Source organism: Lutibacter agarilyticus (genome assembly GCF_900188235.1).
In the GTDB taxonomy this organism is placed as follows: Bacteria; Bacteroidota; Bacteroidia; order Flavobacteriales; family Flavobacteriaceae; genus Lutibacter; species Lutibacter agarilyticus.
The window spans coordinates 522,047-546,755 of record NZ_FZNT01000002.1 but is presented as its reverse complement, the minus strand read 5'-3'; the positions used below and the strand labels follow the sequence as shown (position 1 = coordinate 546,755).

Annotated in this window: 27 protein-coding genes; 18 read left to right on the top strand and 9 right to left on the bottom strand. The window is 31.6% G+C overall.

The genetic code is table 11. The features are described 5' to 3' along the window. Positions 1 to 4 precede the first annotated feature (4 nt). Together CHB67_RS05000 and CHB67_RS04995 are read left to right on the top strand one after the other, a co-directional pair. Positions 5 to 904, top strand: coding sequence for a phospholipase A (locus CHB67_RS05000; RefSeq protein ID WP_089380639.1), 900 nt, complete (start codon positions 5 to 7; stop codon positions 902 to 904). Positions 905 to 969: 65 nt separating this feature from the next. Next, complete coding sequence (locus tag CHB67_RS04995; RefSeq protein WP_089380638.1) at positions 970 to 2,538, top strand: NAD(P)/FAD-dependent oxidoreductase; 1,569 nt, start codon at positions 970 to 972, stop codon at positions 2,536 to 2,538. A 14-nt stretch (positions 2,539 to 2,552) separates the two neighbouring features. On the opposite strand, the gene CHB67_RS04990 is transcribed toward CHB67_RS04995, so the two are convergent. Further along, positions 2,553 to 3,359: a Cof-type HAD-IIB family hydrolase gene (locus CHB67_RS04990; protein ID WP_089380637.1), complete on the bottom strand. Its 807-nt coding sequence runs from the start codon at positions 3,357 to 3,359 to the stop codon at positions 2,553 to 2,555. Between the two features lie 170 nt (positions 3,360 to 3,529). On the opposite strand from CHB67_RS04990, the gene CHB67_RS04985 reads away from it, so the two are divergent. Next, positions 3,530 to 4,807: a DEAD/DEAH box helicase gene (locus tag CHB67_RS04985; protein WP_089380636.1), complete on the top strand. Its 1,278-nt coding sequence runs from the start codon at positions 3,530 to 3,532 to the stop codon at positions 4,805 to 4,807. Between the two features lie 12 nt (positions 4,808 to 4,819). Here CHB67_RS04985 and CHB67_RS04980 read toward each other — a convergent pair whose 3' ends face one another. The 5 genes from CHB67_RS04980 to CHB67_RS04960 are packed head-to-tail and all read right to left on the bottom strand — an operon-like array spanning position 4,820 to position 9,777. Further along, positions 4,820 to 5,305, bottom strand: a complete 486-nt coding sequence (locus CHB67_RS04980) for a GDYXXLXY domain-containing protein (RefSeq protein WP_089380635.1) — start codon at positions 5,303 to 5,305, stop codon at positions 4,820 to 4,822. After that, a complete protein-coding gene (locus CHB67_RS04975) occupies positions 5,292 to 6,368 on the bottom strand; it encodes a DUF4401 domain-containing protein (RefSeq protein WP_089380634.1) in 1,077 nt (358 codons plus the stop codon). The genes CHB67_RS04980 and CHB67_RS04975 overlap by 14 nt, the downstream gene beginning before the upstream one ends. After that, positions 6,361 to 7,314 (bottom strand): DUF2157 domain-containing protein, encoded by a 954-nt coding sequence (locus tag CHB67_RS04970; RefSeq protein WP_089380633.1) that lies wholly within the window; start codon positions 7,312 to 7,314, stop codon positions 6,361 to 6,363. Before CHB67_RS04970 ends, CHB67_RS04975 begins: the two co-directional genes overlap by 8 nt. Before the next feature lie 11 nt (positions 7,315 to 7,325). Further along, on the bottom strand, positions 7,326 to 9,026 hold the full coding sequence (locus tag CHB67_RS04965; RefSeq protein WP_089380632.1) for a hypothetical protein: 1,701 nt from the start codon (positions 9,024 to 9,026) through the stop codon (positions 7,326 to 7,328). A gap of 13 nt (positions 9,027 to 9,039) precedes the next feature. Further along, the gene (locus CHB67_RS04960; RefSeq protein WP_089380631.1) at positions 9,040 to 9,777 is read right to left on the bottom strand and encodes an NYN domain-containing protein; all 738 of its coding nucleotides are present in this window, start codon (positions 9,775 to 9,777) and stop codon (positions 9,040 to 9,042) included. Between the two features lie 134 nt (positions 9,778 to 9,911). On the opposite strand from CHB67_RS04960, the gene CHB67_RS04955 reads away from it, so the two are divergent. The 9 genes from CHB67_RS04955 (at position 9,912) to CHB67_RS04915 (ending at position 17,508) form a co-directional block, all read left to right on the top strand. After that, the gene (locus tag CHB67_RS04955) at positions 9,912 to 11,087 is read left to right on the top strand and encodes an ATP-grasp domain-containing protein (protein ID WP_089380630.1); all 1,176 of its coding nucleotides are present in this window, start codon (positions 9,912 to 9,914) and stop codon (positions 11,085 to 11,087) included. Further along, the gene (locus tag CHB67_RS04950; protein WP_089380629.1) at positions 11,084 to 11,755 is read left to right on the top strand and encodes a hypothetical protein; all 672 of its coding nucleotides are present in this window, start codon (positions 11,084 to 11,086) and stop codon (positions 11,753 to 11,755) included. Before CHB67_RS04955 ends, CHB67_RS04950 begins: the two co-directional genes overlap by 4 nt. Positions 11,756 to 11,777: 22 nt before the next feature. Then, a complete protein-coding gene (locus CHB67_RS04945; RefSeq protein WP_317045691.1) occupies positions 11,778 to 12,224 on the top strand; it encodes a GNAT family N-acetyltransferase in 447 nt (148 codons plus the stop codon). A gap of 67 nt (positions 12,225 to 12,291) precedes the next feature. Further along, positions 12,292 to 12,666 carry a VOC family protein gene (locus CHB67_RS04940; RefSeq protein WP_089380627.1) on the top strand — a complete coding sequence of 125 codons (375 nt, stop codon included), beginning with the start codon at positions 12,292 to 12,294 and terminating at the stop codon, positions 12,664 to 12,666. A gap of 58 nt (positions 12,667 to 12,724) precedes the next feature. After that, positions 12,725 to 13,243 (top strand): TlpA family protein disulfide reductase, encoded by a 519-nt coding sequence (locus CHB67_RS04935; protein ID WP_089380626.1) that lies wholly within the window; start codon positions 12,725 to 12,727, stop codon positions 13,241 to 13,243. 10 nt (positions 13,244 to 13,253) lie between these two features. Then, positions 13,254 to 13,493: a VF530 family protein gene (locus tag CHB67_RS04930; RefSeq protein ID WP_089380625.1), complete on the top strand. Its 240-nt coding sequence runs from the start codon at positions 13,254 to 13,256 to the stop codon at positions 13,491 to 13,493. 28 nt (positions 13,494 to 13,521) lie between these two features. Then, entirely contained in the window at positions 13,522 to 15,717 is a 2,196-nt protein-coding gene (locus tag CHB67_RS04925) for a B12-binding domain-containing radical SAM protein (RefSeq protein WP_089380624.1), read from the top strand. 54 nt (positions 15,718 to 15,771) lie between these two features. Next, on the top strand, positions 15,772 to 17,010 hold the full coding sequence (locus tag CHB67_RS04920; RefSeq protein ID WP_089380623.1) for a DEAD/DEAH box helicase: 1,239 nt from the start codon (positions 15,772 to 15,774) through the stop codon (positions 17,008 to 17,010). 9 nt (positions 17,011 to 17,019) lie between these two features. Beyond that, positions 17,020 to 17,508: a GNAT family N-acetyltransferase gene (locus CHB67_RS04915; protein WP_089380622.1), complete on the top strand. Its 489-nt coding sequence runs from the start codon at positions 17,020 to 17,022 to the stop codon at positions 17,506 to 17,508. A gap of 3 nt (positions 17,509 to 17,511) precedes the next feature. On the opposite strand, the gene rlmF is transcribed toward CHB67_RS04915, so the two are convergent. Further along, positions 17,512 to 18,429, bottom strand: coding sequence for a 23S rRNA (adenine(1618)-N(6))-methyltransferase RlmF (rlmF, locus tag CHB67_RS04910; RefSeq protein WP_089380621.1), 918 nt, complete (start codon positions 18,427 to 18,429; stop codon positions 17,512 to 17,514). 126 nt (positions 18,430 to 18,555) lie between these two features. Here rlmF and CHB67_RS04905 point away from each other — a divergent pair, with 126 nt between their 5' ends. From CHB67_RS04905 to CHB67_RS04885, 5 genes are read left to right on the top strand one after another with little or no spacing between them, the layout of a single operon-like run. Continuing rightward, positions 18,556 to 19,134 (top strand): TetR/AcrR family transcriptional regulator, encoded by a 579-nt coding sequence (locus CHB67_RS04905; protein ID WP_089380620.1) that lies wholly within the window; start codon positions 18,556 to 18,558, stop codon positions 19,132 to 19,134. A 3-nt stretch (positions 19,135 to 19,137) separates the two neighbouring features. Further along, on the top strand, positions 19,138 to 19,797 hold the full coding sequence (locus CHB67_RS04900) for an NAD(P)H-binding protein (RefSeq protein ID WP_089380619.1): 660 nt from the start codon (positions 19,138 to 19,140) through the stop codon (positions 19,795 to 19,797). 21 nt (positions 19,798 to 19,818) lie between these two features. Next, on the top strand, positions 19,819 to 20,451 hold the full coding sequence (locus CHB67_RS04895; protein ID WP_089380618.1) for a nitroreductase family protein: 633 nt from the start codon (positions 19,819 to 19,821) through the stop codon (positions 20,449 to 20,451). Positions 20,452 to 20,471: 20 nt separating this feature from the next. After that, complete coding sequence (locus CHB67_RS04890; RefSeq protein ID WP_089380617.1) at positions 20,472 to 21,632, top strand: iron-containing alcohol dehydrogenase; 1,161 nt, start codon at positions 20,472 to 20,474, stop codon at positions 21,630 to 21,632. Between the two features lie 6 nt (positions 21,633 to 21,638). Next, positions 21,639 to 22,442 carry a type 1 glutamine amidotransferase domain-containing protein gene (locus CHB67_RS04885; RefSeq protein WP_089380616.1) on the top strand — a complete coding sequence of 268 codons (804 nt, stop codon included), beginning with the start codon at positions 21,639 to 21,641 and terminating at the stop codon, positions 22,440 to 22,442. Between the two features lie 76 nt (positions 22,443 to 22,518). On the opposite strand, the gene CHB67_RS04880 is transcribed toward CHB67_RS04885, so the two are convergent. Further along, positions 22,519 to 23,517: a YhdH/YhfP family quinone oxidoreductase gene (locus CHB67_RS04880; protein WP_089380615.1), complete on the bottom strand. Its 999-nt coding sequence runs from the start codon at positions 23,515 to 23,517 to the stop codon at positions 22,519 to 22,521. A 134-nt stretch (positions 23,518 to 23,651) separates the two neighbouring features. Between CHB67_RS04880 and CHB67_RS04875 the strand changes: the two genes are divergently transcribed. Further along, positions 23,652 to 23,981, top strand: a complete 330-nt coding sequence (locus tag CHB67_RS04875; RefSeq protein WP_089380614.1) for a winged helix-turn-helix transcriptional regulator — start codon at positions 23,652 to 23,654, stop codon at positions 23,979 to 23,981. Positions 23,982 to 24,038: 57 nt separating this feature from the next. Here the strand turns inward: CHB67_RS04875 and CHB67_RS04870 are convergent, their stop codons facing one another. Next, positions 24,039 to 24,698: a choice-of-anchor tandem repeat GloVer-containing protein gene (locus tag CHB67_RS04870; protein ID WP_394335352.1), complete on the bottom strand. Its 660-nt coding sequence runs from the start codon at positions 24,696 to 24,698 to the stop codon at positions 24,039 to 24,041. Positions 24,699 to 24,709: the final 11 nt, after the last annotated feature.

Here is a 24,709-nt window from a genome sequence, read left to right as displayed (position 1 = left end):
TGATATGAAATTAAAACTATCGCTGCTATTTCTTTTCGGAATAGTGTCTTTTTCACATTCCCAAAATAAGTTTGACACAGAAACAATTTCTCTTTCTGAACGTTGGGATTTAATAAAACCAAGCAATAAAAAACAACTATTTAAATTTGAACCTTATAAACCTGTTTATATTTTATTTGCAAATTACACAAGTAATATCAATCAGCAACCTACAAGTGAAAACCCAAACAATACAGTACCTATTCCTTTAGAGTTAAATCAAGTAGAATTAAAGTTTCAACTAAGTTTTAAAACGAAAGTTTTACAAAATATATTTGGCGAAAAAACAGGTGGAGCTATTTGGTTGGCTTATACACAATCTTCGCGCTGGCAAGTATATAACGATGTACATTCTCGCCCTTTTAGGGAAACCAATTACGAACCTGAAGTGTTATTTATTTTACCTACAAAATACAACTTATTTGGCTTACGAGGAGTTTATTCAGGAGTTGGTTTAACACATCAAAGTAATGGTAGGGCAAACCCTCTTTCCCGAAGTTGGAATCGTTTAATTTTTCATGTAGGTTTAGAAGCTAATGAATGGTCAGTTATTTTTAGACCTTGGATTCGAATTTCAGAAGATTTGGCGAAAGATGACAATCCTAATATTGAAAATTATGTAGGACGAGCTGAATTATTAGTTGCATACAAACACAAAAAACATCAAGTAAGTTTTAAAGGAAGGCACTCTTTAAATGGCGGTGCTAATAACCGTGGAAGTGTACAATTTGATTATGCTGCACAACTATATAATAATTTGAAAATTTATACTCAATTTTTTCACGGTTACGGAGAAAGCTTGATTGATTTCAATCATAAACAAACTACAATTGGTATTGGATTATCACTAGTTAATTGGATGTAATTAAAAAGTAACAGCTTACAACTCAACAATAGTTTTATCGCTTAAATTTGATTAATTTTGCTGCTATGGTAAAAGAAATTCAAATTAGAGTACAACTTAGAGAAGAGAAATTCGCAGGTTTTTTAGAACGAAAAGCTGCGCATACTTTAAGTATTGATAAAAATGAAATTACTGCCATAAAAGTACTTCGAAAATCAATTGATGCCCGAAAGGCCAACATTATTTTCAACTACAAATTAGCCGTTTACATAAACGAAGCTATTCCTGAAACACCCGATTATATTTTTGATTATAAAGATGTTTCAAACGCAAAAGAAATTCATATTATTGGTTTTGGCCCAGCAGGAATGTATGCTGCTTTGCGTTGTATTGAATTAGGTTTTAAACCAATTGTGCTTGAACGCGGTAAAAATGTTCAGGATAGAAGAAGAGATTTACGCGCCATAAACCAGTTTCATTTGGTTGATGAAGATTCAAATTACTGTTTTGGTGAAGGTGGCGCAGGAACATATTCTGACGGAAAATTATATACCAGAAGTTTAAAAAGAGGAGATGTTAGACGAATTTTTGAAAACTTGGTATATCACGGAGCTACCGATCAAATTTTAGTAGATGCACATCCACATATTGGAACTAATAAATTGCCAAAAGTGGTAAAAAATATTCGTGAAACCATTTTAAAATATGGTGGCGAAATTCATTTTGAAAGCCGTGTAACCGATTTTGTGATAAAAGACAATAAGTTACAGGCTATTCAACTTAAAAACGGCTCAGAAATGCCTGTGAATGCGGTTATTTTAGCAACAGGTCATTCTGCCAGAGATATCTATTATTTACTGCATCGTAAAAATATTTCGTTAAAATCTAAATCGTTTGCTATGGGCGTTCGTGTAGAGCATCCGCAAGAAATTATTGACTCCATTCAATACCATTGTAAAGGCAAACGCGATGAATTATTACCAGCCGCATCTTACAGTTTAGTGCATCAAGTACAAAACAGAGGTGTGTACTCATTTTGTATGTGTCCAGGCGGATTTATAGTACCTGCAGCAACAGCCAATGGCGAAGTAGTGGTGAACGGTATGTCGCCTTCAAAAAGAAATAATTTGTACGCAAATTCTGGAATTGTGGTTGAAATTAATGCCGACAAAGATTTGCGTAAATACGAACAATTTGGGGTGTTGAAAGGTTTAGAGTTTCAAAAAGATTTAGAAAAATTAGCGTGGGTTGCTGGTGGGAAAACACAAACGGCACCTGCCCAGCGATTGACTGATTTTGTTGAAGGAAAATACTCCAACACATTAAATCCAACTTCTTATCAACCAGGCTTAAAATCGGCAACATTACATTCTGTTTTACCAAAGCAAATTGGAGGAAGATTACGAAAAGGTTTTGAAGCTTTTGGACGAAAAATGCACGGTTATTATACTGCGGAAGCCAATGTTATTGGGGTAGAATCTAGAACCTCTTCACCTGTAAATATTCCAAGAAACGAACAATTAGAACACCCTGAAATTGAAGGTTTGTTTCCTTGTGGTGAAGGTGGCGGTTATGCCGGCGGAATTGTTTCGGCAGCAATGGATGGTGAGCGTTGCGCTGAGGCTGCTTCAGAAATAATTGGAAATATTAAGTAACATAAAACTTCAGGCTACTTTACAAACTCTTTAATAGCTTTTGCAACACCATCATTTTTGTTGGTGTCTGTAACTGCATCAGCAATTTGTAAAACCTCTTCATTTGCATTTGCTACAGCAACACCCAAACCAACAGCTTTCAACATTTCAATATCGTTGTAATTATCGCCAAAAGCAATCACTTTTTCCATAGAAAAATCAGTATAATAATTTTTCAATAATACTTCAATAGCTGTTTTTTTAGAAATATCTTTATGAGAAATTTCAATATAGGTATCTTTTGAACGATACAACATAATCTCTTCTGAAAAGGTTGCTTCCAAAGATTTATACAAGGCATCAATTTCTTCAGCATCACCCATACACATAATTTTATGTGCTCCTTTCCCCTCTTGACTCCAAGCGTTTAAAACTTCGACCGACGATTTTATTTCTGGAGTTACTTTTGTATTATTTTCTTCGCGTTTTGCCCAATAATCCATTGAAGGAACATACCATTCATCAGCATGAAACAAACTTAAATGAATACTTGTATTGGCACTTTGATTGATAATTTCAGCCAACACTTCATTTTTAATAAAAGTAGAATGCAATACACGTTCTTGATCTAACACCAAACCACCGTTATACGCAATTAAAGGTGCTGATGCATTTCCAAAATCATGCTGTAAATGACGCAATGCTTTTGGCATACGCGATGAAATTAACACCATAGGAATAGGCGCTACACGCTTTACTTGCTCAATTGTTGCTTTAGATAGTTCTCTATCTTTATTTAACAATGTACCGTCAATATCTGAACAAATTAATTGGTAACTCATATCCCTTTTTATTTTAAGTTGGCAAAAATAGCAAATCTTGCAGTAAGCACCTTAAAATTAGCAGCATATCTACTAAAACGATGTATTTAAACTACTTGTTTTATGCGTTTTAACCTAAAATACTGATTATCCAAACTATTCACTTACCTTTGCCAACTTATTTAAATTATATGACATTCAAAGAATTAGGGATTATTGAGCCTATTTTAAAATCGCTTGACGACGTAGGATACACAAACCCAACACCCGTACAAGAACAATCTATTCCAATTTTATTAAACAGAAAAGATTTGTTAGGTTGTGCACAAACAGGAACAGGAAAAACAGCGGCTTTTACAATTCCAATTATTCAACATTTATACAATGGTATTCAAGAGTTAAAAGGAAAACGCAAAATTAAAGCGTTAATTGTTACGCCTACGCGTGAATTAGCCATTCAAATTAACGACAATATTACTGCTTACAGTAAATACACAAATATAAAAAACACGGTAATTTTTGGTGGTGTAAAACAACACGCTCAAACGGATGCTTTAAGACGAGGTGTTGATATTTTAGTGGCTACACCTGGTAGATTATTAGATTTAATTTCTCAAGGATATATTTCACTAAACGATATTAAGTTTTTTGTGTTAGATGAAGCCGATCAAATGTTAGATATGGGCTTTATACACGATATTAAAAAAATTATTGTAAAGTTACCTGCCAAACGTCAATCGTTGTTTTTTTCGGCAACTATGCCTGCTTCTATTGTAGAATTATCTTCTAAAATATTAGGTAAGTACGAAAAAGTAACTATAAAACCCAAACAAGCTACTGCTGAAAAAGTAGCACAGGCCGTTTATTTTGTGAGTAAACCCAATAAAGCAAAATTACTAATTCATTTAATTGAAGAAAATCCAGATGCATCAGTATTGGTATTTTCAAGAACCAAACACGGTGCCGATAAGGTGGTGCGTATGCTGGCAAAATCTCAAATTAAATCGGCTGCTATTCACGGAAATAAATCACAAGGAGCGCGTCAACGTGCGTTGGGTCATTTTAAAGATGGTGAATTAAATGTTTTAATTGCGACTGATATTGCTGCAAGAGGTATTGATATTTCAGATTTATCGCTGGTAATTAATTACGATTTACCAAATATTCCAGAAACTTATGTACATAGAATTGGACGTACTGGACGAGCAAAAGCTAGCGGAATAGCGCTTTCATTTTGTAATCAAGAAGAGAAAGAATATTTAAAAGATATTCAGAAATTAATTAACCAACAAATTCCGGTAATTAAAGAACATCCTTTTCCTTTAGATGAAAATGAAGAAATTCCTTTAGCTGCAAAACCTACTAAAAATCAACGTAAAAAGAAAAATCGTACTGCTGGTAATAAACCAAAAGAAGGTGAAGCAGCTAAAAAACCTAAACGTAAATTTTACGGAAGAAAACCAAGATAAATAGCTAAAAAACTACTCAATACGGTTTAAATTTTCATCATAGAGGCCCATTAATATACTATTTCCCTGGTCATCTATCATCAATCCGCCGTAGGTAGCTTTTTCAAATTTTTCGCCTTGTCCTTCTTCAAAAAAGAAAGCTTCGGCACCAATATTCATATCCATATTACCAGCGATATATTCAATCAAATATTCGTTGGTATTGATGGGTGTTTTTTTAGGTTGAATTCTTATTTTTTGTGCAATTCCTTTTTCATCAGCCGCCACCACAATAAAACCGCGTTTAGAAATACTATCTAACATGCTTTCTTCTGAAATTTTATAGCGCAATTGCATATAATCACCTTGCATTAAAGATCTAGGATCAACGGGTGCTAACTCTAAAAGAATGAGTTTTCCGTTCGAGAGAATTGCTTCTTTTTTTATAATTGAATTCGTAAATAAACCTACTAAAATTATCAGGTTTACTAAAATTAATATCCACTTAAACTTTTTCATTTGCTATGTGTTTTTTATGAGTGAATAAAAAGAATACAATAAACAGGATTCCTGAAGAAAACAAAATGATAGATTTCACCAGCAAGGTTAAATTTAAATCGTAATAATATTGAGATACAAAATAAGCAAGTGCTGTAATTCCAATAACCAAACCTGTTTTATAATTTACAAAAAAGCTTAACAACATAATTAAAATGGCCCCCAAAATTGACGGTGCAAAAATGGTAGACGACAATACTAAAACACTTAATATATAAATGATTATTTGCTGTTTCTTATCAGTAATATTCATTCGTTTCATAATTTGAGAAACAAGGTACATTACGCCTATCAACAATAGCACTGAAGATAACCAAATAAAACTAGTAGGCATTTCAAAAACGGCTCTATTTACCGAAATAATTAAACCAAAAAGTAATGAAAAAATGAGACCAATACGCATTGGATCATATAATTTAGAGAGTTCTTTATTGAAGGTTATAATTTTTGCTTCATTTAACATAAGATATGCCAAAGTATAGGCTATTGAAATGTGATACAAATGAAAAAATTCGTACGATTTATTAAATATGATAAAAGCTAGTAAACAACCAGCCATAGTAATCACTGCAATAAAGGATAACATATAGGTTTGATTCACCAAAATAGTAAGTAAACTAACTACTAAAATTATAAAAATAAGCGGATTTTCTTCAACATTAAGTCCGCTTAAACCAATACCTAACAGCACAAATCCTGTAACATACGTTGAAATACTTAAGGTGTCAAAAATTAATTTATCATGTGTTTTATTCAACCAAATAGCAGCTATAATAAAAATAATTCCGGTGGTTAAAATAGCTACTTCAGACTCAAACAATCGCATTAAAGCAAGAAACCCCAAGAATGTTTGTGTTGCAAAAAAACCTCCGAATATGGAAAGTATTTTAATAGCCAAACTAGATGTATTGGCTTCTTTTTTTTGATATTCAGCCAAAATAGCAGTTTCATTGTATTGAAAGTTTTCCCCTTCGGAAGACTGAACAGATTGAATGATTTCTTTTATGTTTAATCCTCTATTCATTACTCCATTTTTTTTGAAGATCCATTAGGTTTTTAATTACCAAAGTAACACTAGCCACAATAAACAAGGTTACAAATAAAAACATGAAATATTCATCGGTTAAATTGGTTAAAAAAGCCGATATTATTACAATTAAACTAAACGCTATTATTGAAATATAAAATATACTTTTAATTTTTAAACTGTATAAAACAGCCAAACCAAATACAATAGCTGTAAGAAGTAATAATACCCAAAATGAAACTTCATTGGCACTAAAAATTCCTACTGAAATGCCAATAGTAGTGATAAAAACAGCGGCTAAAGCAATTATATTTGTAAACCAATTAGGAATGGTTATAGTGCTTATTTTTCTTCCTAAGAAAACAAAAAACACTAAAAACAATGTGTTTAAAATAAATAACAACAAGGTAATATAAACAAACGACCAATCGTGAGCTACTTGTTCAGCATATAAAATAAGCGTTGTATTTATAAGTGTGAGATAAATGAGCCATAGTGGCGCAAAATTTGAAATTAAAACCCAAAGGGTAATAAACAATGTCCAGCCTAAAAAAAAGTCGTAAGCATTGGCACCTGTTTGGTAAATTTGTCCAAAAACAGCAAATAACACACCCACTAACATAGCTGCACTTGTTAACGCTAAATTTTTAACAAGTTTGTTTACTTTTGGAAGTAAAGCTACCAAAGTTGCAACAATTACAAGGCCTTCAATCAACCCTATTTTAACAAATTTGTGTAATGAAGCCCAATTGTATGCAAAAAAGAAAATGATACCAGCAATTGAAAAAGCAACACCCAAACTAATAAAAAGTAGCTTTAAAAACTGTTTCCAATCTGCTGAAGAATTATAAATTTTTTCATTTAAAACAGTACGTACACCAACTTCAGACCAATTACTGTTTTGACTTATAGTATAAATATCTTCTCTGGTAATTTTTGACATTATAACCTATTTTATATTTTATGCTTCCTTTTTGTGTGTTTTACTTTTGAAACTTTTTCGTTTTCAATTTTATGTTTTTCATGTTTACCTAATGGGTTTATAGTATTTACCATTCCAGACATTACCGATTTCCATAACAAATTACCAAAACCTTTATAAGGTACTCTTTCAAATTCTATTTCTGCAACTCTTAAATTTCCTCTTTTAGAAGGGTTAGATTCAACGATCAACGTATTTCCAATCCAAGAAATAGTCTTCTTTTTTTTATGTTCCTTTATAAAATTTGCACTGATATTATGATAAAGCATGGTCATTTTTCCGTTTGAACCAGCAGGAGTTCCGTGAACAGTAAAGTTCATACTTTGCAATTTTCCATCGTCAAATTTTACACCTGCTGCAGGGAAAATTGCAGGGTTGAAATGAACAAAATTAGCTTCACCAACACTTCCTTTAAATGAAAATGAGTTATTCCAAGTATTGTAGTGCATCAAAATATCTAATTTAAACGGAGCTACTTTACTTAATTTACCTTGAATATTCATTGTTAAATTACTACCTGAAGTTAAGTTCTCTTTTAACGAAGTAACATTACTTATTTCAGCATTTAAATCTGTAATATCTAGCGTCATTAACTCGTTAAAACCTTCATGCTTTTCCCAATAACTAAAAAGTCCGTTTTGTATAAGTACTTTTTCAATATGTAAAGGCTGGTTTAATGCTTTTAATGTTTGATTTAAAAATTTAGGACGTTTATGTAAGTTAAACGGCTTGGTTTGATCTTTGTAAATACCAATAGTTGGATTTTCAATTAAAACCGTATCAAGTTTAACAATGCCAGTTCTAAGAATACTATCTAAATGAAATCCTTTTAATTGAATAATATCGGTCTCAAAGTTGTAAACTTCTGAATTATATATATAAGTTGAAGCCAACTTTGCTTTTTCAGTAGTTGGGTTCATTTTGAAGTTAGCAAGTAGCAACGAACTGGTTTTATATTCGTATTTAATTTTATTTAAAACAATTTTATAGTTTCCATCATTCGTGTTTATTTCTTGTTCATCAAAATTAATTATTAAGTTTTCTTTATCTATTATAAAATAGTTTTCAATAGTAGGATGCGCTATTAAGTCTATTCCTGTAATTTCACATTCTTTTTCTTTATATGAAAATATGGTATCAGCACTTTGTGCATTTATAATACGAAACTCAAAATCATCAAAAACAATACTATTAAAATCAATTTCATTAATCCCTTTTATAAAAAGAGAATCTGATTTTTTATCATTTGAATCTGAAATAGTTTTATTAAGATGTTTATCCGACTTATACAAATTCAATTGCAATCCGTTTGCAATAATTTTTCGCGCATAAATTTTCTTGTTTACTAAAATATCATAAATACCAAATCCTCTAATTTTTAAATCAGACAACATAAATTCAGAAGTACTGGCTTTCTGAGTATTTCCTTGTTTAAAATTATCAAAAAATAAACTATCGGATTTTACACTTACATTCTTAAGATTTAAATTCCCAACAAAGACATTTAAATTAATTTTACCAACAGTTATATGTAACTTTCCTTGGTTATTAATTTCTTCTAATTGAGTATTCACTATGTTTGAAATAACCACACTTAGAATGCTATTTATTGAAAAAACTAACACAATAATAACACCCAAAATAATACGCCATTTTTTAGCAGTGCTTTTCATAACATTTAAGCAATTATTTTTTTTTCTTATTTCTTACATAAATTAATTTAAAACGACCACTACCTTCTTTTTGTTCAATTTCAAACTGAGGTAACGATTTAAATAAAGGGGTTAATTTTTCAAAACCAAAGTTTCTTGAGTCAAAATTGGGTTGCTTTTTTAAAATAAGTGAACCAACATCACCCATAAAAGCCCATCCATTATCATCGGAAGCATCTTCTACTGAATTCCTTAAAAACCGAATTACTTTAGGTGTAATTTTATCAATAGTTACTTTTTTATGAACTGGTTTTCCATCATTAGGTTCATCTTCATCTAGGTCTAAAATTTCTAAATAAATAAATTTATCACAGGCAACTATAAACGGATTTGGCGTCTTTTTTTCTCCAATTCCGTAAACAACCAAACCGGCTTCACGCAAACGAGTGGCTAGTTTTGTAAAATCACTGTCAGATGAAACCAAGCAAAAACCATTTACTTTTTCTGAATACAAAATATCCATAGCATCAATAATCATTGCTGAATCTGTGGCGTTTTTACCCGTAGTATATCCATATTGTTGAATAGGTGTTATGGCATTTTCCAATAAAATATTTTTCCACTTAGATAAATATGGCTTGGTCCAATCGCCATAAATACGTTTAATAGTTGGTGTTCCGTATTTTGTAATTTCCTCCATCATTTCTTTAATATATTTTGAAGGAATGTTATCACCGTCAATTAAAACGGCTAATTTTATATCTTTAATCATAAAGATAAAGTTACAAAAACTATATTTATTTTGAATGATATAAGTACCTCAACATAAATAATACCTTATTTTAAAGTTTATTGTATTTTTAACCATCGAATTTTTAGTGAAATAAATTAGAAAAGAATTAAAAAATGATACTTATTGACAAACCTTTTGTTTCTGATTTTTTGATAAAAACAATCAAAGAATTTAATTTTCCTGTTGTTGCTACTTCAACAGCTAAAGAAATGATTTCTGATGAAACAATCCACTGGGTTTCCGAAGAAGATGCCATTCAACAATATAAAGAAAATCAAAACTCCCCTATTTATACCAACTCTGAAAATGCTATAAATTGGATTGAAAAAAACCTAACTTTTTCTGAATTACCAAGTAAAATTAAACGCTTTAAAAACAAAATAAAATTTAGAGAATTGATAAAAAACGCCTATCCTAATTACTTTTTTAAAGGTGTAAAATATCAAGATTTACAACAGCTTTCTTTCCATGATTTACAGTTTCCTCTAATTATTAAGCCCACTGTTGGTTTTTTTAGTTTAGCGGTTCATAAAATTGATAATTGGAGCGAATGGAAAGCTATTTTACCAATAATTTCAAAAGAAATTACCGAATTTAAAGCGATGTATCCTAAAGAAGTTGTGGATGTAACCGATTTTATTATTGAAGAATTTATTAAAGGCGAAGAATATGCAATCGACTGTTATTTTAATGCAAATGGCAAGGTGGTGATTTTAAATATAATGCATCATACTTTTTCTTCCGAAAAAGATGTAAGCGACCGCGTGTATGCCACTTCAAAAAAAATAATTACGGCATATTTTAGCGAAATTGAGCAGTTTCTTCAACTTATTGGAAATAAAGCCCAATTAAAAAATTTCCCAATGCATGTTGAAGTTAGAATAAATGCCGAAGGAAACGTAATTCCTATTGAAGTGAATCCAATGCGTTTTGGTGGTTGGTGTACAACGGGAGATATTTCATTTTATGCTTTTGAATTTAATTCGTACCAGTATTTTTTAGAAAGCAAAACACCCAACTGGACAAAAATTTTTGATAAAATTGGCAACAAAAAGTACAATTTAATAGTGTTAGACAACAATTCTGGAATTTCAGAAAATGCAATTGAATCGTTTAATTACGATCTTTTATTGAAAGATTTTAAAAAACCCTTAAATTTGCGGAAAGTAGATTTTAGAAAATATGCTGTTTTTGGATTTGTTTTTACCGAAACAACTCCTGAAAATGAACTAGAAATTCAGAGAATTTTAAAATCGGACTTGAAAAAATATATACTACTAAAACCATGAGCGAAGAAAGTTTACTTTCAATAAGAATGGCAAAAATGTCTGATTCTGAATTGAAAAATTATACCGATAATAAAGATGATTTTCAAGAATACGCAGTGCTTTCTGCTGTGTTAGAATTGGAAAAAAGAGGTGTTTTTGTTGAAAATTCAACTCAAATTAAGCAAGATGCAAAAGCCTCACAAGCTATTGAAGCTGCTAAAATTATTACACCTTTAGAAACAGAACATACTACTTCAACAGAAGTTCCATCATTGTACAGCACACAGTCAATTTTTATTTTTGGAGCCTTATTTTCGGTTTTCGGTGGAAGCGTTTTAATGGTGTTAAACCTATTCCAACTGAATAAAAAAAATAGTGGATGGTATGTAATTATTGGCACCTTTATCTACTCTTTTTCTTTGAGTTACATTTACGCCTTTTTAAATCTTACGGATAAAGTATCGCTTACAAATTTAGCTTCCTTTACCGACCTTATTACCGCCTTTTTAATTTCGCTTTTATCAAATCTTTTAGGAATTTATTTATTGTATTATTTTATTTGGAAAAAAGAAGTTCCGGCAGATTTAAATTACAAAAAGAAAGCTATTTGGAAACCGGTGATTATTATTTTAGCAATTAATTTAATTGCAGCAATTATGCTAATTGCTTCAGGAAGTTTTCCTCAATAAATTATAAAAACCTTTGCTGTTGATGCATTTAACTAGAACCAACGCAAACAACACTGATTTTATTGAATTGGTAAAAAATTTAGATGCCGATTTAAAAATTCGAGATGGTGTTGAACATGGTTTTTACGATCAGTTTAATAAAATTGATGGCTTAAAACACGTTGTGGTTGCTTATAAAAATAATATTGCTGTTGGTTGCGGAGCATTTAAAATTCATACAGAAAATTTTGTTGAAATAAAACGAATGTATGTGACTGTTGAAGGTAGAAGAAAAGGAATTGCTTCCACAATTTTAACGGAATTAGAACAATGGGCAACAGCATTAAATTTTGATAAATGCATTCTTGAAACTGGCAAACAACAACCCGAGGCAATAGCATTATATAAAAAATGTGGTTACGCCATTACAGAAAATTTTGGGTTTTATGAAAACGTTGAAAACAGCGTTTGTTTTAAAAAAATGCTCTAATTTTTATCAAAAAACCGTTGATTCGGAAAAATAAAAAAATCTAACTTTAACTATAAATTACAACACTATGAAATTAGGCGCATTTTCAATCAGTTTAAATGTAAAAGACATTCACACTTCAAAAGAATTTTACGAAAATTTAGGTTTCACTGTTTTTGGAGGAAATATTGAGAAAAATTATCTCATAATGAAAAATGAAAATTCTCTTATTGGTTTGTTTCAAGGAATGTTTGAAAATAACATTATAACTTTTAATCCGGGTTGGGATGAAAACGCAAAAGAATTGACTGATTTTAATGATGTTCGTGAAATACAACAGCATTTAAAAACCAAAGGCATAAAACCAATTACTGAAGCCGATGAAAAAACTACAGGCCCAGCAAATATGATTGTTTTAGATCCTGACGGAAATGTAATTCTTATAGATCAACATGTCTCCTAACTACCATTCTATAACTATTTAATTTTAAAGTATCTTTGCCAAAAATCAATTTCAATACATGAAAAAATTACTCCTAATTGCCCTATTTTTTACAACACAAATAGGTTGCGCACAAGAAGATGCCACAAGAGGTTATAAAGTAAAAGTGGGCGAACAAGCTCCTGAACTTAATTTCACCTTAATGGATGGTACGCAACATACCAATGAAAGTTTAAAGGGGAAAGTCGTAGTGCTTCAATTTACAGCTTCTTGGTGTAGTGTTTGCCGAAAAGAAATGCCGCATTTAGAAAGTAAAGTTTGGCAGCAGTTTAAAAACGAAGATTTTATGTTGGTTGGAATTGACCTGAAAGAAGATCGCGAAAAAGTGGAGCGTTTTATTGCTCAAATGCAAGTTACCTATCCATTTACTATTGATGAAGATGGTTCTTTATTTGAAAGTTTTACCTTGCCAAAAGCAGGAGTTACCCGAAATATTGTGTTAGATAAAAACGGGGAAATTATATTCCTTTCTCGTTTGTATGAAGAAAAAGAATTCAATGAAATGATTGCAGTTATTACTGCTGAATTGAAAAAATAAGCAATTATTTATGGAGAAAAATAACAAACAACCCCAAGAACAACCAAACAACCCGTTACATGGAATTAAATTGGCTGAAATACTACAATATTTAGTTTCAGAATATGGTTGGGAAGAATTAGGAGATCGCATAAAAATAAACTGTTTTAAAAGTAATCCGACTATAAAATCGAGCTTAAAATTTTTACGACAAACACCTTGGGCGCGTACAAAAGTTGAGAACTTGTACTTAAGAACTATTCAAAAATAAATCTTAAAATTAACCGTATTTAAACGCTATGGCAACAGATATTTTATTAATTACGCCTCCTTTTACGCAGTTAAATACGCCTTATCCAGCTACGGTTTATTTAAAAGGTTTTTTAAATACCAAAAATATTACTTCGTTTCAAGTAGATTTAGGAATTGAAGTTATTTTAAAATTGTTTTCAAAAAAAAGTTTGACTTCTATTTTTGAGTATGCTGTTGAAAATGAAACTATTTCTTCTGAAAATTCGCAACGTATTTACGCTTTAAAAAACGATTACTTAAAAACTATTGACCCTATAATTACCTTTCTTCAGGGTGAAAATAATACCTTGGCTCGTCAAATTTGCACCAATGCTTTTCTTCCTGAAGCATCACGTTTTGAACAACTAAATGAGTTAGATTATGCCTTTGGCGCTATGGGAATGCAAGACAAAGCCAAGCATTTAGCTACGTTATATTTAGAAGATTTATCTGATTTTTTTAAAGAATGTATTGATGAAAATTTTGGCTTTAGCCGCTACGCAGAACGCCTAGGACAAAGTGCTAATAGTTTTGATGATTTATACTCTAGCCTTCAACAAAACAATAGCTATATTGACCATATTACTTTAGAAATTTTAGCTGAAAAAATTGAAAAAATACAACCAAAACTAATTTGTTTTTCGGTACCTTTTCCAGGGAATTTATACAGTGCTTTTCGTTGTGCGCAATTTATAAAAGCAACTTACCCAAAAATTACCGTGGCAATGGGCGGTGGTTTTCCAAATACTGAATTACGCTCAGTTTCTGATATTCGTGTTTTTGACTTCTTCGATTTTATTACACTAGATGATGGTGAATTACCCGTTGAATTATTATTGAAATACGTTTTAAATCCTTCCGAAGAAAACAAAATCTTTAAACGTACTTTTTTAGTTGAAAACAATAAAGTAGTGTACCTTAACAACACAACAAAAAACGATTACAAACAAAGCGAACTTGGCACACCCGATTACAACGATTTGTTGCTAAACAAATACATTTCAGTAATTGAAATTGCCAACCCAATGCACAGTTTATGGAGCGATGGGCGTTGGAATAAACTTACTATGGCACACGGTTGCTATTGGGCAAAATGTACTTTTTGTGATATTTCACTAGATTATATTAAAATTTACGAACCCATTACCGCCAAATTGTTGGTGGACAGAATGGAAGAAATAATGGCGACAACTGGAGAAAGCGGATTTCATTTTGTTGATGAAGCAGCACCACCAGCATTAATGCGTGCATTGGCTTTAGAAATTTTAAAACGAAATTTAACCATTACGTGGTGGGCAAATATTCGATTTGAAAAAAGCTTTACTAAAGATTTGTGCATTCTTTTAAAAGCATCGGGTTTAATTGCTGTTTCTGGAGGTTTAGAAGTTGCCTCAGACCGTTTATTAGCATTGATTGACAAAGGTGTTTCAGTGAAACAAGTGGCGCAAGTAACCTTAAATTTTACCGAAGCTGATATTTTAGTGCATTCGTATTTAATGTATGGCTTTCCAACGCAAACCGTTCAAGAAACGGTTGATAGCTTAGAAATGGTACGCCAATTATTTGAACAAGGTGTCATTCAGTCTGGTTTTTGGCATCAATTTGCATTAACAACACACAGCCCTATTGGTTTAGATCCTGAGAAATATGGTGTAATTCCGGATTATAAAGAAATTACTTTTGCGAATAACGATATTGAATTTTTAGATGAAATTGGAATTGATCACAGTCAGTTTAGTTACGGGTTAAAAAAATCTATCTTTAATTTTATGCACGGAATTGGGTTTGATATTCCGCTACAAGATTGGTTCGATTTTGAAATTCCTCCAACAAATATTCAATCGTATTTTATTGAAGATTGCTTAGCTTCCGAAGATAATTTAACTACAAAGCCAACTGCAAAAATAGTTTGGCTAGGTGCTGAACCACTAGTTTCATATACTTCAAAAACAAAAAGAGGAAATACATTAAACTTAATTCATTTGGCATTTCATACAAAAAATGATTTGTTAGAAATTTCATTTGAAAAAGACAAAGGCGAGTGGTTGTTAACTACGTTAGATAAAGTTTCGGTTCAAGAAGCAAACACTGTTACTTTTTCGCAATTGAAAGAAGATTTTGAACTTCACTTTAACGATTTTGAGTTATTTTGGTATTCAAAACCTCTAAAAAAATTACGGAATTTTGGTTTGTTGGTTTTATAAACACACTTCCCTATTTTACTGTATCTTTGCAAAAACTTGTTTTAAACAATATCTATGCAATTCAAAGACTTACAGCTTAATAAATCAATCTTAAAAGCCATTGCTGAACAAAATTACGACGCTCCAACGCCTGTTCAACAACAAACCATTCCGCTAGTATTAGCGAAAAAGGATGTAATTACAACGGCGCAAACAGGAACAGGAAAAACAGCTGCTTTTGCATTGCCTATTTTACAAATGTTATTTAACAAACAAGACGCTGGTAAAAAAGGAAAAAAACTTAGAGCTTTAATTGTAAGTCCAACCCGAGAATTAGCATTACAAATTCAGGAAAGTTTTAAAGTTTACGGAAAATATTCGAACTTAAAATCGACGGTTGTTTACGGTGGAACTTCAATTGAACCTCAAAAAGACTTGCTTAAAAAAGGCGTTGATATTTTGGTTGCTACACCAGGAAGATTATTGGATTTACATAAACAAGACTGCCTTAATTTAGATTATATTGAAACGTTGGTATTAGATGAAGCCGATTTAATGCTAGATATGGGTTTTATTGATGATGTTCGAAAAATAGAGCGTTTATGTCCGCAAGAAAAACAAGTACTATTATTTTCTGCAACTATGCCAAATAAGGTTGTTAATTTAGCAAATACTATTTTAAACGAACCTGAAACAGTCAACGCTACACCATCATCTTCAACAGCACAAAACGTGCAACAATTATTGTTTTATGTACACAAACAACATAAAATGGAATTGTGTTTATACTTATTAAGAAATACTATTGAAGGTAATATTTTAATATTTAGACGTACCAAAATGGGGATTGCTAAATTGGAAAAAATGCTAAAAAGCAATGGTTATAAAGTGAATAGTATTCACGGTGATAAAACACAAGATGACCGTGAAGATGCGCTGGAAAAATTTAAAGATGGTAGCATAAATATTTTAATTGCAACTGATGTTGCTGCTCGTGGAATTGATATTAACAACCTTGATGCTGTAATTAATTTTGACATTCCAAATATTTCTGAAACCTACGTACACAGAATTGGAAGAACAGGTAGAGCAGGAAATTCTGGAGTTGCCTATTCATTCTGTTCTGCTGATGAAAAACCATACATTGCCGACATTCATAAACTAATAAATACTACGATTCCAGTAATGGATGAGCATCCGTATGTGTTAGATCCAAAAGCTAAAAAAGAAGTGCATAGAACACCTGGAAAAAGTAAACACAGACCAGGCAGAAAATCGGAAGCTTCAAAAAAGAACAAAAAGCGTTGGTATTAATTGAATGAAATGATTAGACCTGTAAAAATAGAAGATGCGCAAGCTATTGCTACTATTTATAATTATTACATACTTCATTCCATAGCTACTTTTGAAGAAGAAGTTGTGGATGCTGAAGCAATTAAAAAGAGAATTTTAGCGGTTACGGCTAAATATTCTTGGATTGTTTTTGAAGACGATGGGGAAATTATTGGCTATGCTTATGGAAGCGAGTGGAGATCTAGATTCTCATACAGACACACAGTAGAAAGTACTGTTTATTTAAACCATAAAACGTCAAAAAAAGGGGTTGGAACGCTTCTTTACAAGGAATTAATCAAACAATTAACTCGTAAGAATTTTCATGTAATTTTGGGTTGCATATCGCTACCCAATGAAGCTAGTGAAAAATTTCACGAAAAACTTGGGTTTAAAAAAATTGCCCACTTCCACGAAGTGGGATACAAATTCAATAGATGGATTGATGTTGGTTTTTGGGAATTAATTGTAAATAACTAATGCTTACTTTATCCAATCTTTTTGCTCCTCTTTAGTTAAAAAAGTCCAAGCAACAACACGCGTTACTTTATTGCCTTGATGCATTGGAATGGTTTTAATTTCGGTAGCACCCAATTTTTTCAAAGAACTCAACATACTTTCTGCATTTTCCTTTTTTGAAACCAATGTACTATACCAAAAACATTGCTTTTTAAACATAGAACTTTCATACAAATACGTATGAATAAACGCTTTTTCTCCACCCTTGTACCACAACTCTTGTTGCTTTCCGCTAAAATTTCTTGATTCATCAGACTCCCTTCCCAATCCTTCCTGTTTTCTGGCATTAGCAAGCATAGCTTCCTCTTGTGATCTAAAAAAAGGAGGGTTACACATGGTTGCTGAAAATTTATCTTCTTCAGTTAAAATACCTTGAAATATTTGTGTTGCATCTTTTTGTTGCTTTAACTCAATAACATTGGTAAGATTGTTCTTTTTAATAATTTTTTGAGCACGATCAATCGATTTTTTATCAATATCAGTCCCTAAAAAACTCCAATTGTAAACGGAATTTCCCAATAACGGATAAATGCAATTAGCGCCTACACCAATATCAATCACTGAAATATCTTCTTTAATACCTGAAGCTTGTAATAAGTCGGCTAAATGATGTACATAATCTACACGCCCTGGAATGGGTGGACATAAATTATCATCAGGAAAATCCCAAAACTCAATGTCATAATACTTAAACAACAACGCTGTGTTGATAGCCTTCACTGCTTTAGGGTTCGCAAAATCTATGGTATTGGTTCCATATTGATTTACAAATACAAATTCTTCTAATGCAGGGTAAACTGCAACTAACTCTTCAAAATTATATCCGTTTTGGTGTATATTTTTTGGGTGAAGATTTCCTGATTTTTTATTTTTAGCTTTCATAATTTTCTAGATTGTAAAAGTACTACATTTTAAGTTTTAACATAACTTTATATTTACAAAGAGAATGAATATTCATTTTGTAAATAATTTTACATATATTTGCCACGGTAAATAAAATAAAAAACAATGGCCATAAGACAAAAATGCGATAAAAAACGTGTTGCTTTATTAAATGCAACGCTTCACTTGGTAAATAACCAAGGCTTTCATGCTGCACCCATGTCTAAAATTGCAAAAATGGCTGAAATGTCTCCTGCAACAATTTATATTTATTTCGAAAACAAACAAGATTTAATCAATCAGTTGTATTTAGAAATGAAGATAACCTTTAGCGCTTTTGCTTTTAAAAACTATAGTGAAGAACAATGTGTTAAAGAGAGTTTTAAGCAAGTTTGGTACAATATTGCTCATTTTAAATTAAATCAAGAAGAAGCCTCTAATTTTTTATCACAATGTGATAACACACCAATTATTGATGAAGAAATTAAACGTGAAGGCTTAAAACATTTACAACCATTACTTGATTTATGGGAAAGAGGCATACAAGAAGGTATTTTAAAACCAATTTCTCCTTATTTAATGTATGCTTTCACAATTTACCCGTTAAATTTTTTAACAAACAAACAACATAAAAACAGTTGTGAATTAACCGATGAAATAATCAACACGGCTTTTAAAGCTGCTTGGGATGGCATAAAATCATAAGTTATGGGAAAAACAGCAATTATATTAGGAGCTTCTGGTTTAACTGGCTCCATACTTTTAAACAAGTTATTGAAAGATGAGCGCTATAAATCCATTAAATTATTTTCTCGGAAAAAAATTGACGGATTGCCTTCAAAAGTAATTCAGTTTACAGGAAATTTATTAGAATTAGAGAATTTCAAGGCTGATTTTACAGGTGATGAAGTGTATTGTTGTATTGGTACTACTGCGAAGAAAACACCCGATAAAACAATGTACAAAGCCATTGATTTTGGTATTCCTGTTGCTGCAGCTAAGCTTTCCAAAAAGAATGGTATCAATACTTTTTTAGTGGTTTCGGCATTGGGAGCAAATGCAAATAGTAGCATTTTTTACAATAAAACAAAAGGTGAAATGGAACAAGCGGTGCTTGCCGAAAAAATTGAAAAAACACACATTTTACAACCTTCAATAATTGGAGGCGACAGAAAAGAAACTAGAATTGGAGAAAAAATTGGCTTGGTTATTTTTAAACTACTTCAACCTTTATTCTTCGGGAAATTAAAAAAATATAGATTAACAGAGGCTGACCATATTGCACAAGCTATGATCAACTTGGCAAATTCAACCTCAACAACACAAATTATAACTTCAGAAAAAATTAAAGAAATAGCAATAAACTAAATAAAACTAAAAAGAAAAAATATGGAATTATTAGACAAATTAAATTGGAGATACGCAGCAAAAGCAATGAATGGGGAAAAAGTATCTCAAGAAAAAATTGACAATATTATTGAGGCTGCTCGTTTGGCTCCAACTTCAAGCGGTTTACAACCTTTTGAAATATTAGTGGTTAAAAATCAAGCAATAAAAGAAGCTATTAGACCCGTAGCTTGGAACCAATCTATGATTACAGATTGTTCGCATTTATTGGTGTTTGCCGCTTGGGATACGTACACTGAAGACAGAATTAATAAAATGTTCGACTTAACAAATGAAGTACGCGGATTTAAAAATGAAGGTTGGGAAAACTACCGTCAAATGTTATTAGGTTCATATCCTCAAAAAGATGCTGAAGAAAACTTTAACCACGCTGCAAAACAAGCTTATATTGCATTTTCAGCAGCCATTATTGCTGCAGCTTACGAAGGTGTAGATTGTACGCCAATTGAAGGTTTTGATCCTGTTGAAGTTGATAAAATTTTAGGCTTACGCGAAAAAGGATTAAGAAGTTGTGTGCTTTTACCTATTGGTTATAGAGACGCAGATAAAGATTGGTTGGTAAACCTTAAAAAAGTGAGAAAATCTACCGAAGATTTAGTAACAGTTATTGAGTAATTAATTCAAAACAACAACTTATGAATAATTTTGATTTTCAAAATCCGACAAAAATTATCTTTGGAAAAGACGAAATTTCGAAGCTTTCTAAAGAAATTCCTGCAAATGCAAAAGTATTGCTACTTTATGGCGGCGGAAGTATTAAAAAGAACGGAATTTACGAGCAAGTAACAACGGCACTTTCTAATTTTGAAGTACTTGAATTTGGTGGAATTCCAGCAAATCCAGAGTATGCTGTTTTAATGGAAGCGCTAAAAGTGATTAAAGAAGAAAATATTACTTTTTTACTGGCTGTTGGTGGTGGTTCTGTAATTGATGGAACTAAATTTTTATCCTCTGCAGCTTTGTATAGTGGATTGGATCCTTGGAACATTCTTGTAAATAACGAACGTACTTTTAAAGGGATGCCTTTTGGAACCGTACTTACGTTACCTGCTACTGGTTCAGAAATGAATTCAGGAGCTGTAATTACAAGAGCTGAAACCAAAGAGAAATTTGCAATGGGTGGTCCAGGATTATTTCCGAAGTTTTCAATTTTAGATCCGCAAGTAGTGAAATCTATTCCAAAACGTCAAATTTCAAACGGATTGGCCGATGCTTTTACACACGTAATGGAACAATATATGACCTACTCTGTTGATGCAAAATTACAAGATCGTTTTGCTGAAAGCATTATGCAAACTTTGGTTGAAATTGCACCAACAATGTTAAAAGATGAGTTTGATTACAATGCATCTTCAAATTTTATGTGGAGTTGCACAATGGCCTTAAATGGTTTAATTCAAAAAGGAGTACCTAGCGATTGGGCAATTCATATGATTGGGCACGAATTAACTGCTTTATACGGTATAGATCACGCACGTACATTGGCAATTATTACTGAAAGTCATTACACGGTAAACTTAGAAGATAAGAAAGAAAAATTAGCCCAATATGCTGAACGTGTTTGGAACGTTACTGAAGGAACTTTACACGAAAAAGCCTTGGCTGGAATTGAAAAAACAACACAATTTTTCCATTCATTAGGAATAGACACAAAACTTTCTGATTATACAAAAGATTACAAAGGAACTGCTGAAATTATTTCAAAACGTTTTGAAGAAAGAGGTTGGAAAGGTATTGGCGAAAAAGGAAAAGTTACACCTACTATAGTTGAAAAAATAGTAGCAATGAGTTATTAAAAATTAATGAAGAAATTAAAATATTTAATGGTGGTTTTTACCATAATTACAGCGGCAAGTTGTAAAAATGTAAAACAAACACCAACATCAGCAATTAAAACAGCTGAAACTACTAAAAAAGAAAAAATTATGAATGTATTATTTGTATTAACAAGTCACGAAGATTTAGGAAATAGCGGTGAAAAAACTGGTTTTTGGGTTGAAGAATTTGCAAGTCCTTATTATTTTTTAGCTGATAAAGGCGTAAAAATTACGATTGCATCTCCAAAAGGAGGACAACCTCCAATTGACCCAAAAAGTGAATTGGCCGACTTTTCAACACCAGCAACTGAAAGATATAATAAAGATGCTGCAACAAAAGCGCTTATTAAAAACACGGTAAAATTAGCAACTGTAAACCCAGCAGATTATGATGCAGTTTTTTATCCTGGTGGTCACGGACCGTTATGGGATTTAGCTGAAGACAAAACATCAATTGCATTGATAGAAAGCTTTTACAATGCCAACAAACCTGTAGCTTTTGTTTGTCACGCACCAGCAGCCTTAAAACATCCTAAAAAAGCAGACGGTTCTCCTTTAGTAAAAGGGAAAAAAGTAACTGGCTTTAGCAACTCTGAAGAAGCAGCCGTACAACTAACAGAAGTTGTACCGTTTTTACTAGAAGATATGTTACAAGAAAACGGAGGGACGTATTCAAAAGGAACTGATTGGGCGCCTTATGCTTTAGAAGATGGCTTATTAATTACAGGTCAAAATCCTGCTTCATCAGAATTAGTAGCAGAATTATTGTTGAAAAAATTAGAGAAATAAGAACGTTATTGCTCTAATATAAAAAAAGCCGAAGAATTAAATTCTTCGGCTTTTTTATGCTTATTTTCTAAAGATATTAAACTACTTTTAAAATAGTTCTTCCTTTTAATTTTCCCGCTAACATTAAACTTAATTTTTCACTTAATTCATCTAAAGAAATTGTTGTAGCATTATTTTCTAAATTGTCTAATTTCCACTCATCCGCTAATTTATTCCAAACTTGTTCTCTGTAACTCATTGGGTAGTTTTGAGAATCTATTCCTATTAATGAAACGCCTCTTAAAATAAATGGAAACACCGTTAACTCTAATTTTATTGAAGCTGCATTTCCACAAGCAGTAACCACCCCTAATGGATTGACAGATTTAATCATATTTTCTAAAATTACACCTCCAACGGTATCAATAGCACCTGCAAAAACAGGTTTTAACAAAGGTCTGTTTTGAAGTTCTTCAAAATCTTTACGTAGAATAACTTCAGTAGCGCCCAAGTCCGTTAAATATTGTTTTTCAGCATCTTTTCCGGTAATAGCAGCAACTTTATAACCTAATTTACTTAAAATCATTACACTTACCGATCCTACTCCACCAGTAGCTCCAGAAACTACAATGGTTCCATCTTCAGGTTTTACCGTTTCAACCAATCTTAAAACCGACATACCAGCTGTTAACCCTGCTGTGCCAAAAATCATAGCTTCTTTCATAGAAAGCTTTTCGGGTAATTTTACCACCCAATTTTCAGGAACTTTTACATATTCAGCAAAACCGCCATTGGTATTCATTCCTAAATCGTAACTAGTTACAATTACCTCATCGTCAACTTTAAATTTTTCAGAAGTTGATGTTACAATAGTTCCAACTGCATCAATACCAGGTGTATGCGGGTAATTACGGGTAACACCTTTGTTTCCTATTGAAGACAAGGCATCTTTATAATTTAAAGAACTATAGTGAACTTTAATAAGCACTTCTCCTTCTTCAACTGTTTCAAAAGGCATTTCTTTTATTGCTGAAACAAATTTTTCATTTTCTTCTTCAACTCTGAAGGCTTTATAAGTAGATTTAGAATTAACCATAATTGTTACTGTTTTTTGTTAAATTTACACAAATTTCGAACATTAATTCGTCATACACAAGACCTTACAAACTATACACATACGAACATTTTGTGCAGTTTTGTATAGATACAAGGCTCTAAAGCTAAAAAAAAATGAAAAAAAGTTACTGTCCAATAGATACCTTTATAAATGTGGTTAAAGGAAAGCGAAAAAGCACCATTATTTTACATCTTTCACAAGGTAATAAAAGATATAGTGAATTGGTGCGATTGATTCCTGATATTAGTGAACGTATGATGAGCAAACAATTAAAAGAATTGGAAGCTGATAACTTAATAAATAGAGAAATTTTTCCTGAAGTTCCGCCGAGAGTTGAATATAGTTTAACCGATTTAGGTAAAGAAATTCATCCTTTTTTAAAAGGAATGTTTAAAGGTGGAATTATTTTTGAAAAAATGATTGATGCTGAAGAAAAGCGTTAAAAAAAAATGCTCTACAAATTAATGTAAAGCATTTTTTAACCTAAAATTAGATTGCTCTTATTTACTAATTATAATTTTTTGACGACCTATTATTTTACCTTGTTTAAGTAAACTCACATAGTATAAACCAACTTTTAAATTTTGTGTATTGTATGAAGTTGATTTAGAATATGTTTTAATTTTTCTCCCTGTATAATCATACAGCATCACCTTATCATAATCTTCAAAGTTTACAATAAATGAAGCGTTTGTTGGGTTGGGATAAATTTTAAAGTTAATCCCTTGATTTGTAAAGTTATCAACAGAAAGTGTTGAATCGTCCCAAAAAGCAGGTGAAGATTTAAAGGCTTTTCCATTCTCAATTGTAAGATGTTTTAATGTAGTTAGTGTATTATTTGAAGGATCAAAACTAACTAAGGTACCATTATTATTTTGACCTCCTGAGAATGAAACTGCATACAGTTTATTATTATATACGGTAAACGAACCTTCAAAAATTCTACCATCTGTTGTGCCATTAATATTATGAAGGATATCTACTTGGTTAGATGTCATATCCATTGAGAAAATATACCCATTTGAATTGGCTCCTCCATAGTTAGAAAATCCATATAACTTATTGTTATACTCAGTTGGAGCGTCATTTAAACTTCTGTTTGCTGCATCAAATTCTGCTAAAACTGCGGTTGTTCCGTCACTTGGGTCGTATGAGAAAATTGATGATTTTG